Annotated in this window: 14 protein-coding genes and 3 pseudogenes; 13 read left to right on the forward strand and 4 right to left on the reverse strand. The window is 62.4% G+C overall.

Translation table 11 applies throughout. The features are described 5' to 3' along the window. Nucleotides 1-58: 58 nt before the first annotated feature. The gene (locus AC3WQZ_RS05440; protein WP_454749154.1) at nt 59-760 is read right to left on the reverse strand and encodes a hypothetical protein; all 702 of its coding nucleotides are present in this window, start codon (nt 758-760) and stop codon (nt 59-61) included. A 466-nt stretch (nt 761-1,226) separates the two neighbouring features. On the opposite strand from AC3WQZ_RS05440, the pseudogene AC3WQZ_RS05445 reads away from it, so the two are divergent. The 9 genes and pseudogenes from AC3WQZ_RS05445 (at nt 1,227) to AC3WQZ_RS05485 (ending at nt 7,859) form a co-directional block, all read left to right on the forward strand. Beyond that, nucleotides 1,227-2,686 (forward strand): annotated as a pseudogene (locus AC3WQZ_RS05445) (3'-5' exonuclease). Between the two features lie 10 nt (nt 2,687-2,696). After that, on the forward strand, nt 2,697-3,848 hold the full coding sequence (locus AC3WQZ_RS05450; protein ID WP_454749155.1) for a DUF1173 family protein: 1,152 nt from the start codon (nt 2,697-2,699) through the stop codon (nt 3,846-3,848). A 74-nt stretch (nt 3,849-3,922) separates the two neighbouring features. Then, a complete protein-coding gene (locus AC3WQZ_RS05455) occupies nt 3,923-4,399 on the forward strand; it encodes a DNA translocase FtsK (RefSeq protein WP_454749156.1) in 477 nt (158 codons plus the stop codon). A 280-nt stretch (nt 4,400-4,679) separates the two neighbouring features. Continuing rightward, nucleotides 4,680-4,991, forward strand: a complete 312-nt coding sequence (locus AC3WQZ_RS05460; RefSeq protein WP_454749157.1) for a hypothetical protein — start codon at nt 4,680-4,682, stop codon at nt 4,989-4,991. Then, nucleotides 4,969-5,807: pseudogene (locus tag AC3WQZ_RS05465) on the forward strand (DUF5131 family protein). Before AC3WQZ_RS05460 ends, AC3WQZ_RS05465 begins: the two are co-directional and overlap by 23 nt. 182 nt (nt 5,808-5,989) lie before the next feature. Further along, a complete protein-coding gene (locus AC3WQZ_RS05470) occupies nt 5,990-6,262 on the forward strand; it encodes a hypothetical protein (RefSeq protein WP_454749158.1) in 273 nt (90 codons plus the stop codon). Between the two features lie 54 nt (nt 6,263-6,316). Next, entirely contained in the window at nt 6,317-6,907 is a 591-nt protein-coding gene (locus AC3WQZ_RS05475; protein WP_454749159.1) for a hypothetical protein, read from the forward strand. 51 nt (nt 6,908-6,958) lie between these two features. Continuing rightward, nucleotides 6,959-7,594 carry a DNA/RNA non-specific endonuclease gene (locus AC3WQZ_RS05480; RefSeq protein ID WP_454749160.1) on the forward strand — a complete coding sequence of 212 codons (636 nt, stop codon included), beginning with the start codon at nt 6,959-6,961 and terminating at the stop codon, nt 7,592-7,594. A gap of 4 nt (nt 7,595-7,598) precedes the next feature. Next, the gene (locus AC3WQZ_RS05485) at nt 7,599-7,859 is read left to right on the forward strand and encodes a hypothetical protein (RefSeq protein WP_454749161.1); all 261 of its coding nucleotides are present in this window, start codon (nt 7,599-7,601) and stop codon (nt 7,857-7,859) included. A gap of 104 nt (nt 7,860-7,963) precedes the next feature. Here the strand turns inward: AC3WQZ_RS05485 and AC3WQZ_RS05490 are convergent, their stop codons facing one another. From AC3WQZ_RS05490 to AC3WQZ_RS05500, 3 genes are all read right to left on the reverse strand, one after another. Further along, complete coding sequence (locus AC3WQZ_RS05490; protein WP_454749162.1) at nt 7,964-8,242, reverse strand: HU family DNA-binding protein; 279 nt, start codon at nt 8,240-8,242, stop codon at nt 7,964-7,966. A 142-nt stretch (nt 8,243-8,384) separates the two neighbouring features. Next, nucleotides 8,385-9,020 (reverse strand): hypothetical protein, encoded by a 636-nt coding sequence (locus tag AC3WQZ_RS05495; protein ID WP_454749163.1) that lies wholly within the window; start codon nt 9,018-9,020, stop codon nt 8,385-8,387. 17 nt (nt 9,021-9,037) lie between these two features. Next, nucleotides 9,038-10,315, reverse strand: coding sequence for an integrase domain-containing protein (locus AC3WQZ_RS05500; protein WP_454749164.1), 1,278 nt, complete (start codon nt 10,313-10,315; stop codon nt 9,038-9,040). 887 nt (nt 10,316-11,202) lie between these two features. On the opposite strand from AC3WQZ_RS05500, the gene AC3WQZ_RS05505 reads away from it, so the two are divergent. The 4 genes and pseudogenes from AC3WQZ_RS05505 (at nt 11,203) to AC3WQZ_RS05520 (ending at nt 16,093) form a co-directional block, all read left to right on the forward strand. Next, nucleotides 11,203-12,204, forward strand: a complete 1,002-nt coding sequence (locus AC3WQZ_RS05505; RefSeq protein ID WP_454749165.1) for a PRTRC system protein D — start codon at nt 11,203-11,205, stop codon at nt 12,202-12,204. 10 nt (nt 12,205-12,214) lie between these two features. Continuing rightward, the gene (locus AC3WQZ_RS05510; protein WP_454749166.1) at nt 12,215-12,697 is read left to right on the forward strand and encodes a hypothetical protein; all 483 of its coding nucleotides are present in this window, start codon (nt 12,215-12,217) and stop codon (nt 12,695-12,697) included. Between the two features lie 1,026 nt (nt 12,698-13,723). Next, a pseudogene (locus tag AC3WQZ_RS05515) lies at nt 13,724-14,927 on the forward strand (ISL3 family transposase). 143 nt (nt 14,928-15,070) lie between these two features. Then, entirely contained in the window at nt 15,071-16,093 is a 1,023-nt protein-coding gene (locus AC3WQZ_RS05520; protein ID WP_454749568.1) for an IS110 family RNA-guided transposase, read from the forward strand. Nucleotides 16,094-16,400: the final 307 nt, after the last annotated feature.

The following is a 16,400-nucleotide window of genomic DNA, read 5'->3' on the forward strand; positions in this document are numbered from 1 at the left end:
AGATGGCCGGTACGCCGGCAGGGTCGATGCGCTGAAAGCGCGGAGAATCGGCCGGACCTTACTGCGAATTGCCGCCGGGGGACAAGGCCCCAGCGGCGGCGCAACCTGCCGTCCGTCGCTGTCGGCTTGCCTCCCGCACGCGATTGACCACATCCCACCGGCGCAGATCCACCTCTTCCGGGTTCTCCAGGTGGGAATGATCCAGCACCGGCCCATCGTCCCCAAACGGCACATAGTCGGCGGGCAGCTTGCCTTCCGACTTCAGCTTTGCGGCCTGCATCTTCGACAGGCCGTGACTGGTTTCGCTGATGGCGACATAGTCCCATCGCGCCGGCACCGCGGCCTCAGAAAACCACGCCTCGCCCTCCCCGGCAGCGACCAGCGCCACGACGTCGTAAATGCTGCCGGTCGGCGACGGCATCGCCCGAACCTCGAAGCGCAGCACTTCCCGCCTCGGGTACCAAAACGTCCGGTCGAGATAGCGCTTGAACGTGAAGGCATCAAGCATCGCGATCTCCGCGTATTGCGGGTCGCCGGGCAGGATAAACTCGCGCTCGCTCCTGGGGCGCGTGCCGAGTGAAACCTCGCGAACGCCGGGGGTCTGGGTTGATGACATGGGATTTCCCGAAATGATGGCCGAAATTCTATAGCTTTCGGGCGCGACTCCCGCCATGGGCGCGTTGAGAATGGTGTTTGGCGAATCTCGCCGGCCGGCGGCCTTGACTTCGCGATGGCGCCGGTATCTTGGGTCATAGACCATTCGATACCTCGTTGCCATGCGCTTCACCCGCTTCGAACGCTATACCCCGATCGACTTCAACGCTCGCCGGCAAGCCGCGTTCGCGCGCAAGCAGCAGCGCGAACGCGACCGTTACCCGCTTTTCTCGGACCACGTGGCCAGCGAGCAGCGCACGGCCGGCGAGGAGATCGATCGCCGGCAACGTCAAGCGGACAGGTTCGAAGCTAGCCAGCGTGCGTTCGAGTCTCGCGTGTGGAGAAAGGCTCGTACCCGATCCTTTTTGTTGCCCGAAGCCGTCAAGGTGCAGATCCGCGCGAAGTGGCTGACCTGGCCCGGGCCGACAAGCGCAACCAATTTCGCCTACATCGTCGACGAGCTGAGCGGTGACCGGGCACGCCGGGTGGCTCAGGCCGAGGCCGCCACCGCCGAGATCCGCCGCCGCGCGTGGGGATTCGGTGACCCGAAAGACCGCACTGGAAGCAATTTGATGACGCCGACCGACGAACAGGACGCCGTCGTTGATGCCGTGAAGGGCGGAGGCGCGCTCAAGGTCAAGGCATACGCCGGCGCCGGCAAGACGTCCACCCTCCGACTGGCCGCCGACGCCCGCGGCCGCGCGCGCGGCCTCTATCTCGCCTTCAACAAGGCCATCGCCACCGATGCGGCGCGCAAGTTTCCCTCGAATACCCGTTGCCGCACGGTCCACTCCATCGCTTACGGCGCAACCCGGCCGGAAATTACACGCAAGCTGAAGAACCCGGTCGAGCCGCCCCACCAGCTCGCTCTGCACTACGGGCTGGGTCCGCTGCGCATGCCGGCCACGATTGGCAAGGACCTGGAACTCAGCGCCAGCAAGGTCGCGCGGATGGTCATGGATGGCGCCGCGCGCTTCTGCCGGTCGCCCAAGCCGGACCGGCCGCCTGGCACATCCCGGTCGAACCCATCATCAAAGAAGAGGAGGCCGAGCACCTGCGGGAATCCCTGCTTCCGTACGTCCGCCGGCTATGGAAGGAGTATTGCGATCCCGCCGCCCCTTCATCCATTACGCACGACGTATATGTCAAGGTCTGGGAAAGAAGCCGGCCGACAATCGGCGCGGATTTTATCCTGTTCGATGAGGCCCAGGACGCCGATGGCCTGATGCTGTCGGTGCTGCGCGCCCAGCAGTCGCAGGTGATCTACGTTGGCGATCCGTACCAACAGATCTGGGAGTGGCGCGGGGCGGTCAATGCGACGGACACATCCGGGCACCTGAGCGGGCACTGACCGAGTCGTTCCGATTCGGCCCGGCCATTGCACAGCTGGCGAGCCGAGTGCTTGCCTTGATGGACGAAGAAGTCCCGGTGCGAGGCCAAGACCATATCGAATCCCGCATCCTGCACGACTCGACGCCCGGACACGACCGGTTCGACGCCATCCTGTGCTGCAAGAACGCAACAGTCCTGACCCATCTCGCCAACGGCATTGCCCGGGGCGACAAGGTCGCGGTGCACGCCAACGTCGACGAGTTGAAGGCCTTTGCCGACGGCGCAGAGCAGCTCATGCGTGGCCAGCGCATCGGCTATCCCGCCACCCTCGCACTCTTCGAGACGTGGGAGGAAGTGCAGGAATGCGCTGACTCGTTTGCCGGGCGCGACCTCCAGCCTCTGGTGAAGCTGATCGACAACGAGGGCGTGGACTACCTACGACTGATCCTGACAGCGCGTCTCTCCGGAAGCCGAGGCCGACTACATCGTCAGCACCGTGCACCGGGCCAAGGACCTCGAATGGGATCGAGTACATCTCGCCGGAGATTTCAAGTTCAAGACCAACGACGAGGGCGATCTGAGCATGCTGCCAGAGGAAATGCGTCTGCTCTACGTCGCGATGACGCGTGCCAAACAAGTGCTCGACATCAGCGAGATCCGCCGCGATCTCTACACCATGTTCCGGGATGCCGGAGTCTAGGAGAAACCCCATGATCACCGTGCGCATCGGCGGCAACGAATTGCCGCTGGAAGACGTGCTCGAAAACCCCGGGCGGCATTCCCGCCAACTGGAACGCGCCAAGACCACCCAGGGATTTGCCGAATGCGGCTGTGTCACAGCCCGGCCACGCCCAAAGCTCGTGATCCGGCGCCACCGCGACATCTTCCTGCTCGCCCGCTGGCCGGACCAGGCGCAGCTGCACGGGGACGGCTGCCCGCTCCAGCGACGTAACGCCAGCAAGGGCGGCGCAGGATCGGATCTGGATGCCTTTCGCGTCGGTGACGGCAGGCTTGACATCAAGCTCGACGCGACGCTCTCGGTCAGCAGCCGCACGCCGGCGAAGCCGGTCAAATCCAGTCCGGACGGCGAGGCGAAGAAGCCGCAGCGCTGCACTGCCGGCCTGCTCGCCTTCCTTGAGTATGCCTGGGAGCTTGCCGGTCTGAACCAGTGGCCGGGCGCCGGCGGCCGGGGCTGGAGCGCCTGTTGGTCGCAGCTGACCGCCGAGCTTGCGGATTGCCGGATCAACGGCCAGTCCGCCGGCAAGATCCTCCATGTCATGGAACGCTGGGATTCGGCGCGCAAGTCTGAGATTTTGGCTGAGCTCGACGCATGGATCGGGCGACTCACGCCGTCGGGCGAGACCAGTCCGCGTGGCCTGCTCGTCGGCGAGATCGATTCCCACAAGCCAACTCAGTTTGGAGGCAAGATCGTGCTGCGGCAAAGCCTCCAACGATTCTTCATGGGTGCGGCGCTCTACCAGCGACTGCTCCTTTCCCATACCACGGCGCTCGCCGGGGTAGGCCAGCAAGATCAGCGTTGTGTGGCGATCCTGCTGGTCGAACGATCCAGGTCGAACTACCTCACCATCGTCGACGCGGCCGCGATGCTGACTAACGCGCAATTTCTACCTTGCGACTCGGGCCACGAGGTGGCCATGGCGGACCACCTGGTGGCACAGCGGCGCGCCTTCCGCAAACCGCTGCGGCACATCGGCAACGCGCCGGTACATCCCGATTTCGTGCTGACCGACACGTCGCCGGAGGCTGTAATAGGTCCTTGGGATGGCTGGCAACTCGGAGTACGACGCCAGAATGGCGGCAAAGCGCCAACACTACCACGCCGCCAACGTGCCATTCGTTGAATGGGACGCTACCGCGCAACCGCTTGCCTCAGTTCGGCTATCGCCCCCTGCTGGGAAGGCTTTGGAGGCGAACCATGCAGCCTGACCTTGCAACGATGGACGAAGAACTGTTCCACAGGGCAGTGGAACTCGTCCACCAGCACCGCGCCGCGTCGGTCGCGCTGATCCAGCGTCATTTGCGCATCGGCTGGCAGAGCGCGGAAGCATTGCTGGCGCGCATGGCCGCCGAAACGATGGCCGTGCGCAAGATGCAGAACGGCCTTTACCTCTACATCCACGGCCCCATCGGCGAGGAGATTGCGCGCCTTAGCGGCTTTGCCCAGGAAGTGCTGGCCGCGCTCACCAAGGATTGCCTCGATGCTGACCACCTTCGGGCAGCAGCCATCCGTCACGGCCTTGCGGAAGAGACAACCGTTTCGGCTCGTTGCGGCGACCAGTGCGCCTGCGCGACGCTCTTCGAGTTCCCAGTCCGATGCTTCAGGGCAAGCCGGGTGGCGCCGGGCAATGAGAGGCCGGATGGAGAAGGTGAGCCTCAGGCATCCACGACTTGAGCGAGATACAGGGGATCATCGTCGCTCCTATGCCTTGGTCCAACCCGGGCGAGCGCATTTCTATGGCCACACCCAAGGCAGGTGAAGAAGAAGCCGCGTTCGTCCAGCTGTGGGTCTGCCGCGTTAAACATCACTGAGAGCCGGCACTTCGTGCAAGTCCACATGCTCGCCTCTTTGCTTGACTTACGTTCGCGCGCGCTACGCTAGGTCCAATCTAGTTCAAGCAGATCAACAGCGCCTTCACCATCCACGAAGGCCTGCCAGGTAAGGAGATCCATCGATGCCGCTTTACAACATAGAACTTGTCTACCGCGCGGTCATTCAAGCCGATGACGGCGAGGCCGCGCTTGCGGCCGCTAGACGCGAGCGCCGGGACATCGAGGGCGACTGCGCGGAGCCGCGCTACGAGATGGTCGGTCGCGTGCGGACGCCCGCCGACCTCGAGGATGGCTGGACCGAGACCGATAGCCCTTACGGTGGCAACGGATCGGCCTCCATCGGTCGGCTGCTGCTCGCCGCGGACGTCCAGCCCGAACGGGACACGCGTACCATCGACATGTTCGAGCAGCATGAGTCAGAATACCCGTATTGAGTGGGCAGACCATAGCTGGAATCCGTGGGAAGGTTGCCAGAAGGTTGGCCCCGGCTGTGACCACTGCTACGCCGAGGCGCGTAACGCGCGGTTCAGCGGCGGCACCGCCATCAACTGGGGCCCTGGCGCGCCGCGCCGGCGCACGTCGATAGCGAACTGGCGCAACCCGATTCGCTGGAATGCCAATCACGCGGCCTTTGCGGCTGTCCATGGCCGTCGGCAGCGGGTCTTTTGCGCGAGCCTGGCAGACGTGTTCGACAATGAGGTGCCGATCGAATGGCTCGTCGACATGCTCGACGTCTGGCGCAGACACCCAATGTCGACAAGCTTGTCCTGACAAAGCGAATCGGCAACGTGCCGATGCGGCTTGGCCAGGCATTGACTATCTGGTTTCGCGGACCGACTCCGACAGCAACCCAACGGTGGGATGGCTGGCCACGTGGCTGGCGGGTAATGCGCCGGCGGATATCTGGCTCGGCGCCACCGTGGGTCAACCAGAAGGAAGCGGACCGGGATATCCCGAAACTGCTGCGTGTGCCGGCCAAGGTCCGCTTCGTATCCCTGGAGCCGCTACTGAGCCCGGTCGACCTCTTCTCCGCCTTCACGGACGAATTGCTGCACACGTCCGGCAACGACTACGATCCGGGCTCGATCGACTGGGTTATCGTCGGCGGGGAAACCGGGCCCGGCGCACGACCGATGAACCCTGCGTGGGCCAGGCGCGTCCGCGAGCAGTGCGCGGCCGCCGGCATTCCGTTCATTTTCAAGCAGTTCGGCAGTTGGGGGCCCATCAACCATCGGGGTATGACAGCCTAGGTCCGCAACTTCGGTAGCGGTGAGACCGTCTACCAAATCGGCAAGACTGGCGCCGGCCGGCATCTCGATGGCCAGCTCCACGAAGGATTCCCGACTACCAGTGCCGACGTATCGGCAGCGTGCCGCCGCGCACTGTCCGAGCAGGCCTGATATCCCCTAATTTGCACACTACCAAATCAGCAATGCAGCAGTTCGATCACGACGACAGACAATATCCCGACCCGGAAACAGTGCTCGCCATCCGCGGCGCCATCGCAACCGGCCGCCACGGCGGTCCCATGGGGCCTGACGGCCATTGGCTCAACGAATTCTGGCAGATCGGCCGGGCGCTTCGCGATCATAGCGAAATGCTACAAGGCTTCCAGGGCACGGCCCGCCGCGGCTTGCTCAGCACCTCTACGCGCTACCTGGCTATCAACGAGCCGGTATTCGAACAGCCCGACGATCCCTCGTGACGGGCAGCCGGCCGACGCAAGGCATAATTCCGGCTTTTCCACCCGGACCTTGCCATGCCAACCGGCCTGCTCAACTGCGCCCACTGCGATGGCGCCCCCCTCTTCATCGCCGGCCGGCTGCAGGCCGTCGTCGTCTGTGAGGAATGCGGTATCTCAACGCCGCCAGTCCGCCTGGAATCCACCGACACGGACACCGCATTCGCACAGTTGCGCGCGCTCTGGAACTCTCGGGTGGAACACCGGCCGGCAGACCAGCAGACGATTTCCATGCTCGCGCGGCGTGAGCTGACCTCCTCCGACATTCCCTATTTCCTGAACCTGCTCGCGTCGACCACTGGCGACTGGGCAACGAAGGGGCCGAAATTCGCCGCCATGGCGGCGGCGTTGGAGCAGCCTGGGTTCCAGTTCCAGCACGTATCCCCGCCCGAAAGCGTGCTGGAGGACGCCGGCCGGTACCGCAAACTCGTCCGCCGCTCGAAGGTCATCTATATAGACGGCGCCCCCATGGTCCGGTTCAATCACGTACCGGCCCTCGCCGCGGCGATCGCCGAGGAAGCGAAGGCAGACGATGAATGGCCATTCCCCATTCTTGAAGAGTTTGTCGCGCGGGCGGTAGACAGTTTGCCGGATAACGCCGACCCTTGACTTCGCACAGGCCGCGGCAAGCTGGAAGCTCTACTAAGCCAGGACGTTCCCATGCTGCGACCGCTCGCCTCCGCCCTCTCGATTTTCCTCTGCTTTACCCCTGCTGCGGCCAGCGCCAAGGACTCACCGGCTCCGGCCTGTGCACACGTACTCGCGCAAGGGCGGCCGCCAGCCGTCACCAAGACCAGCCAGACGCGGCTCTTGTGTTATCGCGCCTATGCCGTGATGCACTCCGCTCAGACCCGAACGGCGCTCTGGTCCGCCGAATACCTTACCCGGGAAGCGGTGGATGCCGCGCGGGAGCTGCCGCGCGACAGCGACTTCTACGCGGAGGAGCGGCTTCCCGCGAATGAGCGCGCCAGCCTGGCCGACTATGGGCGTGGGGCTGGGTTCGACCGTGGCCACTTGGCGCCCAGCGGCGACTTTGGCGACAAGGTGTCGCAGGCCGAGAGCTTCAGCCTGGCCAACGTGATCCCGCAACACCCATTCTCGAATCGCCGGACGTGGAGCCACCTCGAGACTTCGACGCGACGGCTGGTACGCAAAGTCGGCGCGGCTTATGTCGTCACCGGTCCGGCATTCATCCGCGACGTGGGCGCGCTGCGGGGGCGAATCCGCATCGGATTTCGTCTGGAAGGCTATTTACGTGCCGGGCCGCGGTGCCGCGGCCTACATCGTGCGCAATGATGCGATGCCGGCCTACAGCGTCGTGAGCATCGCAGACCTGGCTCACTTTGCCGGCGTGGATCCCTTCCCATCTCTGCCCAAGTCGATGCGAATGTCCCCGATGGACTTGCCACCGCCCACGCCGCACCCAGGCGAGAAGCCGGCGCGCCGCGTTGCGTTCGCATGGCTCGCATCGGGCGAGGCCGTCGCGGATACACCAGCACAGGATTTCCTCCCCGACATCGTCCGCGACGTGCTGTCGCTGGCCCTCGCCTCCGCACGTTAGCCAGGCTTCAGTTCCACAGGAAGGAACATGTTCTTTCCAAAAACACGAAAGGCACGCTAAAAGACGTGCCTTTCGCAAGCAAACACCCTTTCGGGTACCGGCGACTACTGATTGACGGCGTCCCGAAACCGTTGCCCAGCCTTGAACTTCACCGTCTTGGCTGCTTCCACCTTGATCTCCTCGCCGGTGCGCGGGTTCCGCGCAACGCGTTCGGCGCGCTCGCCCTGGCTGAACGTGCCGAAGCCGATCAGGCTCAGCGTATCGCCCGTGGCCACGGCCCCCATGATGGCGTTCAGCGTCACATTCAGCGCCTGCTCGGCCTTCGCCTTGGTCAGCCCGTCCACGCCCGCGGCGATGGCGTCAATCAGTTCAGCTTTCGTCATTCCTCTCTCCAGTCATAGACATTTCCGAGATTGGACCACGCCGGAGCCAAGGTCCATCCCGGAAAGATGATACAAAAACATGAGCTTTCTGGAAATTCTGCATGAGCATGCTCACCTCTATGGGCGGTAGCCATTCCCACGATCAGTTGCAGACGGCAACGGACAAGGGGAAACCCGATCGCTCATCGATAGACGAGAGCAACTCCGGCCGCTGACACACCCGAAGCACCTCCGGAATATCTATCCCATCCAGCCACATGCCAAGTTGCTTGCCCGCATCGGTAAGCGCCGTGGGATCGGCAACCTGAACAAAGCCTAGCATCTCAAATAGTTGGTTGGTCTTGCCATTGTCCTGCCACTCCAGTTGGCAGTCAGCGAGCCATGGACTAGCCAAGTCCGCCAGAATAGGGCAGGCAACATCCGACAGGTATAGTCCGACCACCTCAGCGTCCCGGCGCATATGTTCAAGTTCGAGATACGGGTCGTGATCGAGGTACCCCGAGACCTCGATCAGTACGTCCGCGTCGGATTCTCCCTCCGAGAATTCGACTACGATGCAACCCCATGGCGTGCGGAGCCCGCTTCGTAGACGCAACGCATTGTCAAGATCCTCGTGCGCATACGGGTCGTCCGGATCCTCGGCCAAGGCAGCCCGTGCAACCATGGCCAGAGCCCCCGGTAGCATGATCCGCGGCCATCCGTTTACCAATTCGGGAGAGAGGCCAGCCGAGACGATCTGGGCCAGTTCGGCTTGTGTGTATTGCTTGTCCTCATGCATGCCAGTGCTCCTATAGTCTATTGCGCATCATAGAGTCGCCGGTAGAGGCTTTGGCGAGTGATGCCCAATTCCTCTGCGGCCTTACTCTTGTTTCCGTTATGCCGACGCAACGCCGCCTCGGCTTCCGCCCGTGTCACGGTGGGCCTTTCCTGGGCGGCCATCGTCGATACCGACGAAAGATAGGCGCCGCTCTTGTTTGCCCTACTGTGCCCTGCAGCGAGCACCACGGCCTGAATCGCCTGGCGGTGAGCTTCGAGATCATGAGGCGTCCCGCCTTTGACCGGCGCCGGCGAACCCGAGATCTCTTCGTACACCTGATGTGCCCATCCGTGACGCAGACCGTGACTCGTCACCCCCAACCCCTTCTTGAAGACGCCGTGCTTACGGAGCACCGCGTTGTAGTGGCTGCGCCAGCGCTTGATCGAGTGGCTCGCAGGCGTGGTTGACCCGCTAGTCGGATCAACAAGCCTGGCGGCCTCCTCCAGCACCTTCAGCTGCAGCCGAACAGGAACCTCGCGCTTGCGCCCGCCCTTCGTCCCGTCGACCACCCGGAGCGTGTCCAGATTCTTTAGTGCTGTGGCAATCTTGAGCGACCAGCTTTCCTCGATCCGCAACCCGAAGGCGGCCTGCATCTTCAGCTGAACCGCTACGCGTGGATCCGTCTTGGCGATATCCGCGATCAACAGCCTCGGATCAACACCGTTGCCTTCCCATGACTTGTCCGTTTTCGTGACATAGGACCGCACAAGCCCGTGCGCTTCCCTATCTGTGTACTCGCCGAGGGAGCGGATGAGGTCGTGCTTGCCAAGCCATTGGCAAAACGCCTTGAGGTGGCTGAGCTTGTTCTCGATCGTACCGCCAGCCTGTCCTTCCGCGACCCACCTGTCAACCAACGCCTGGATATGCTTATGGCGAAGCGAATACGGGCTTTCGATCATGAACCCTTGCTCGCGCAGCTCCACGAATGACCGACATACCGTGTACATCCGTCGCTCTTGTGTCTTTAGCGACGCGCTTTTGAGAGTGACCCGCGTTTGGCTGAGGATTCTCTTCAGGTTGTCAGCCAGCACCGCGTCCAATTCCGCTTTCATGCGCGTGGGGAGTTCGTACTTGGTCAACAGCCCGCGTATGTCAAATACCGCGTCTTGCCGCATCTGCCTGCTCCACTTCTCTATCCTTCCCGAGGCTGCGAACGCAATGGTGTTCCCCGTAACACCCATTGCCCGCGTCCCGCCCATTGTGCCGTTTAGCCATCGGCCATGGTCCTGCTCTTCCGCATCCGTTAGCGATTCCATTGGCTGGTCAGCCCTCACGTGGAAGAAACGTGCATGACTGTCCCGGCTGAGCCGCTGCGCTGACGCGCAACCCTGCCCGCCGGGCTACCCGGTTGCTGGAGGAACCGCTCTCCAGCATGAACGCAGCTCGGTGCAAACACCGCCCTACGCCGCCCGCGTAACTCTTGTTGCGCTGTTCTGTGACGGCCGCGCGCGCCGTTCGGTATGGATCTGGAGCGTCCGGTTGACTGGATCAACCTACGTCCTGCCCGTCAGGTAGCGACATCTGAACCGCGGTGTATCGGGTTCCAGCGTTCGCCTACCCCGCGTTCGCAGCTGGGCAAGTGCAATGGATGGAGGCTGTGCGAGTGTCCGGTGTCCGGTTTGCACATGTCCTCATTTTGACCAATTTCCCAAAACCACCCGCAAAGCCAATTGGTATCGCGGTGTCCGGGGTCCTCAGTGTGGGCCAGTATCTACTTGAGCCGATTGAAAAAAATGCCGCATCATTTTGCGGCTTGGACAGATGTCACCCAAGAGCATCAATACACTGGTCTTGGGCTACAGATTCGCCGCGCAGCTGGCGGCGAGGTCGATGCGTCGGGGACGCGGTAGGCGCTCGAAGCATATACCAGGCATGCGCATAACGGCAATGTTTGCCACTGCAAAATCGCGAGCTTTCGGCGACTTGACTTCGATTTTCCGGCGGTAGAGTGGCTATGTCGATGTGCCATTGAATCCGACGTTCTGGGAGAAAGACCGACAACGCCCGACCAAGTCCCAGTTGCTCGCACTGACCAGAGCCGAGTGACTGGGACTGTGGGGTACTAAGTCCCACTTGCGCCGAGTACGAAGGACATTCAGCACATTGGAGCCATCCACCTCTATGAATCCTTCAAGGAGCACAAATGAAAATCGCTACCGTCGCAATCGATGTGGGCTACGGCAACACCAAGTCCGCCTTCCCGCTTGGCTCGGACATCGCAACCAATATGTTCCCCTCCCTGGCACCCATTGCCGCGACGTCCTCTCTCACCGCGCATACCGGCGGTATCTTCCGCGCTCGCAACGTGGTGAATGTGGAGGTCGGCGGTGCGCGATACGAGGTCGGACCCGATGTTTCGCTGAGCGCCGCTCATGTCCATACCGGTCGTTCCCTGTCCGAGGATTATGTGACGACACCCAACTACGCTGCCTTACTCGCCGGCTCGCTGCACTATGCCAATGCCATGGAAGTTGATCGGCTCGTCCTGGGCCTGCCGGTGCACAATACGCAGAAGTATGCTGCCTATCTCAAGGACCGTTTCACCGGCACCCATAACTTTGGCTGGGGCGACGTTCACATCAACAGTGTTCTCCCGCTGCCGCAGCCGCTGGGCACGCTGATTTCGTACATCCAGCAGAACGGGAAGAACTACGACCCTGAGAACGCATACCTAGTGATCGATGTCGGCTACTTCACGACCGATTGGGTGGTGGCGCGTGGCTACACCATGGACGACACCCGAAGCGGCGGGGTGCCAGGGGGCGCCGCGCGCATCTACCAACAGGTGGCGAGCCTCATCTCGGCTGACCGTGGGCATCCCACCGACAGCATCGAACGCATCGACAAGGCCATCCGCGAAGCCAAGCCCATGGTGTTCTTCGGTCAGGATCTGGACGTTTCGCCCTACCTGGCGGAGGCCATGGCCGTCACCCACCAGCCGGTCAAGGAAATCCAGGCACGCGTCGGCCGCACCGAGGATATCCGGGCAATCATCTTGACCGGAGGTGGAGCCCAGCTCTACGCCCCGACAATCCGTGCGGCCTTCCCGCACAACGTGATCCACATCATGGACGCACCCTGCTTCGCCAACGTCCGCGGTTTCTATACCATCGGGTCCGCACGGCAAGTCGCCAAGGCCGCCTGAGGACGCCCGCATGGACAAGCTCCAGATGACCGTGACGCTGTCCGCCGACTCGGCTCCTGATCTGCTCGCTTACCTGCGGCAGTTCCCGGGAGCCCGGGAGCGGGCGTTCATGCTTAAGCTGCTCGCGCAACGGGGGCTGCAGCTTGTGCTCAGCGCCGGTCCCGACACGCTGCTGCGTCCTCCCACTGCTGCAACGACGCCGACCGTTGCCGCACCGGTCCCGCCCCCAGCGCTGCTGGCTCACCCCGAACCCTCAGGAGCGAGGGAGCGGGAGACCGCGGCTCCATTCGCGACGGTAGCCGCGATCCTGCCGTCGTCGCCGGCTGCGGCAAGCCCTCTTGGTGCGGATCGGCCGGTGGGTACCCCAGCCCACGCACAGGAGCGACCGCGGGCTGCACCGGCGCCCGAATCTGAGCCTGCCGCGGCCGGTCCTGATCCGCTTGCGGGGCTGGATCTCGGTGCGCTCAATGACGCTATGGCGCGATTCGGCTAAGCGAGAATCTGCGGCGTGCGGCGGCGCTTGACTCCACCTCTTCATATGGCAACCTAATAGCGTTCAGAGAAATCACGAGGATACCGAGCCATGTTTGAATACCTCTCCACGACCCAAGGCGTTAATCGCTTCGTCTTCACTGTCCTGATTGGGTGGTGTCTTCTGGAGGCCGTCCTGATCATCTACAACGGCGTCAGGAACCGAAAGCGCGGCTAATTTCCGGAGAATCGGGTAGGAGGCGGGGTCGCCCCCGCCGTCCTCCCACACCACCGTACGTACGGTTCCGTATACCGCGGTCCTGCCTACTGGGCATACCGCCCCAGCGAGTTTCGTTTCGTTCATCATGTCGCCTGTCGTCCAATAGACACCGCCACCGCTCTTGGAGCTTCCGGCTCCGCCAGCCTTTGGTGGCAGACCCCGAGTTGCCTCGGGCATCTGCCCTGTCCGCTCAGAGAGCATGCGCGACTATCCACTCATGACAGGTTCGGCCCTTCACTGCCCGGGTCTCGGCAGCTACTACGGCTTCGGCTGACTCCTGCTGGCCCATCCTGCCGCCTCTCGACGGCAGTAGCACATGGCAGACCACCAGGCCTCCCAGGGTAAGACGCGCGACCTTCCTGCTTATGCCTGTTGGATTCGTAGCGTTCCGTGCAAGTACTGGGCTTTGACGATTTTGGCCGCCTTACCCCGCTACGCCGCCTGATCCGCTTCCTGTTCGTCAGGCCAGCATTTTGCCTTCGGCTTCCTTCAGATTCGCGATCACCCGCGACACCCTTGCCTTCAGCTAACACTTCCCCTTGCCGGGTGTGTAGAGGACTTGCACCTCCAAGTCACCAGCTTGGCCACCACAGCCAAACCAGTTGCGCTTTCGCGCAACGCGCCATGCCTGGCGCACCAAAAAAAAAGGTTCTTCGCCGATCTGCGTGACCGTTTAGAAACAAAAAGGGCCAACACGCCCACCGCTGGTATCTTGGAGTTGCGACACAACAAGAATCAGGAAGGTGGAGGTTGGCCCTGCGCGATTGTATGGCCCAGCTCGGTTGCTGGGAAGGCTATCGCCTGCGCGAGCTGGGAAGAGACCCGTAATGGGCAGCGGTTTTGCATTATCCGGCTGGAACCTAAGGCGCGCCGCAGGCGCTGCTGCGATGGTTGTGGCCGGGGCGTTAGCAGTATCCACGATCGGGTAGAGCGGCGCGTGCGGGATCTGCCGATGTTTGAGATTCCGGTGGAGCTGGTCGTGCCCAGACTTCGTCTGGCTTGCCGGCGATGTGGCCCGAAGCTGGAGCGGCTGGACTGGCTCGCGCCCTATGCGTGGGTTACGACGAGGCTGGCCGCCAGCGTTGCGCAACTGTGCAAAGTCATGTCGTTGCGCCATGTCGCGGCCTTCTATCGATTGGCCTGGACCACGGTCAAGCGCATCGATCTGCGCCATCTGGAGCGGGAACTGGGGCCGGTTGACCTGAGTGGGGTCACGGTGATCGCGATGGACGAGTTTGCGATCCAGAAGGGTCATCGCTATGCCACGGTCATTATCGAGCCGTCGAGCAAGCGGGTACTCTGGGTCGGACGCGGGCGCTCGCGAGAGGAAATTCGGCCCTTCTTCAAGCTGCTGGGCCCTGAAGGCTGTGCCCGGCTGCGCGCCGCGGTGATGGACATGAATACCGCCTACGACCTGGAAGTGCGGATGCATTGTCCACAAGCGGAGGTGGTCTATGACCTGTTTCATGTGGTGGCCAAGTATGGCCGGGAAGTCATCGACCGGGTCAGGGTAGATGAGGCTAATCGGCTGCGCGGCGATAAGGCCGCCCGCAAGGTGGTGAAGTCTTCTCGCTGGCTACTGCTGCGCAATCGGGAGAACGTCAGCCGTGAGGCGGATCAGATCCGGCTGGATGAAATACTGGCTGCCAACCAAGCGCTGATGACCGTCTACGTGCTCAAGGACGACCTCAAGACGCTCTGGGCATATCGGCATTCCGGCTACGCCCGGCGCTTCTGGCAAGAGTGGTACGAGCGCGCCATGGCCAGCGGCATCGCACCTCTGTGCCAGTTCGCCAAACGCCTCAAGCCATACTTACCCGGCATCCTGGCTCACAGCCGCTGGCCGTTGGGGACCAATCTGGTGGAAGGCATCAATAACCGGATCAAGGTCATCAAACGGATGGCCTATGGCTTCCGCGATGACCATTACTTCTTCCTGAAGATCCGGGCGGCCTTCCCCGGAAATCGGTGAAGATGGTATGAACGCGCCCCGTCCCGAGCCGTAGCGAGTAGGCTGAGGCCTCATGAATCTGATGGGACCCCTCCAGGACCGAACGGCATCGATGTGCCAGAGTGGTAGGTGTCGCCACCACTAGAGGAACGGAGGGACCCAAAATGAATACTACGACATACGGCCTTGATATCGCAAAGCGGGTATTCCACCTGTACTGGGTTGAAGCCGGGACCGGTGAGATCGGGAGCCGGCGCTTTGGGAAACAGGCACTCATCGAGTTCCTCGGCCAGCGCAAGCCAGGTCAGGTGGCGCTGGAGGCCTGCGGCAGCGCTCACTGGTGGGCTCGCCGAATCGCGTCGCTGGGTCACGAGGTCAAGTTACTGCATGCCAAATTCGTTCGCCCGTTCGTCCAGACCAACAAGACGGACGCTGCTGACGCGCATGCGATCTGGACCGCGGCACAGCAACCAGCGATGCGAACGGTGGAGCCCAAGACCGAGGATCAGCAAGCCGTCCTGTCTCTGCATCGCATGCGCGCACTATTGGTCAAAATGCGAACCATGCAGATCAATCAACTGCGTGGCTTACTGTACGAGTACGGCACACATTTCAAGACCGGGCGCAGAGCTGGCTTGGCGGAGATCCGGCAGCACTTTGATCAGATCGAACAAGTGGTGCCCGGCTGTCTGTTTGACCCCATGCGCGACCAACTCAGTCGCATCGATGACCTGGACAAGCAGATTGCCGGCCTAGAACGGCAATTGACTGATTGCCAGAAGCGCCAGGTGGACTGTCAAACGGTCGCCGCCATCCCGGGCATTGGCATGCTCACGGCCACTGCGCTGGTTGCAACTGTCGGAGACGCCAAAGCCTTCAAGTCAGGACGAGAGCTGGCCGCCTTCCTCGGCCTGGTACCTCGCCAAACCGGCACAGGGGGTAAGGTTCGGCTCGGAGGCATTAGCAAGCGCGGCGATGTCTACCTGCGCACCCTATTGATCCACGGAGCGCGCACGGTGCTATTCCGATCGAAAGAGAAGGGAATCTGGTGCGACCGTCTGCGCCAGAGACGACCGACTAACGTCGCCGCCGTGGCCATAGCCAACAAAATGGTTCGCACTGCTTGGGCGCTGCTGGTGCACGGAACTGCATTCGAAAAGAACCACGTGTCAGTGAGGCCGGCGTAGCTCGTACGCCGGCTCCTCTGACACGTGGCTATTGGTTTAACGTGACGAATCCTCGTCAGCAAGTTGCGATGGTAAGCGTATAGATGATGGCGTGACAGGTTGGACCGCAAGAGCGCAAGCCTGCTTTGGTTCTGGTGCTTCGAGCACGTGGCGAAGCACGTGGCGAAGATGAGAGCGCTCTTGGCGAATTCCATCAGGGCCTGCAGGCATGAAGGCATGGCCTGCGCGATGAGGCCGGATATAAGTCTGCAACCAACCCTCTGTCGAGCCTGACCCTTGCGTTCACCTAGCAAGACGAGGCGCGTTC

This window comes from Cupriavidus sp. FW305-26 (genome assembly GCF_058787975.1).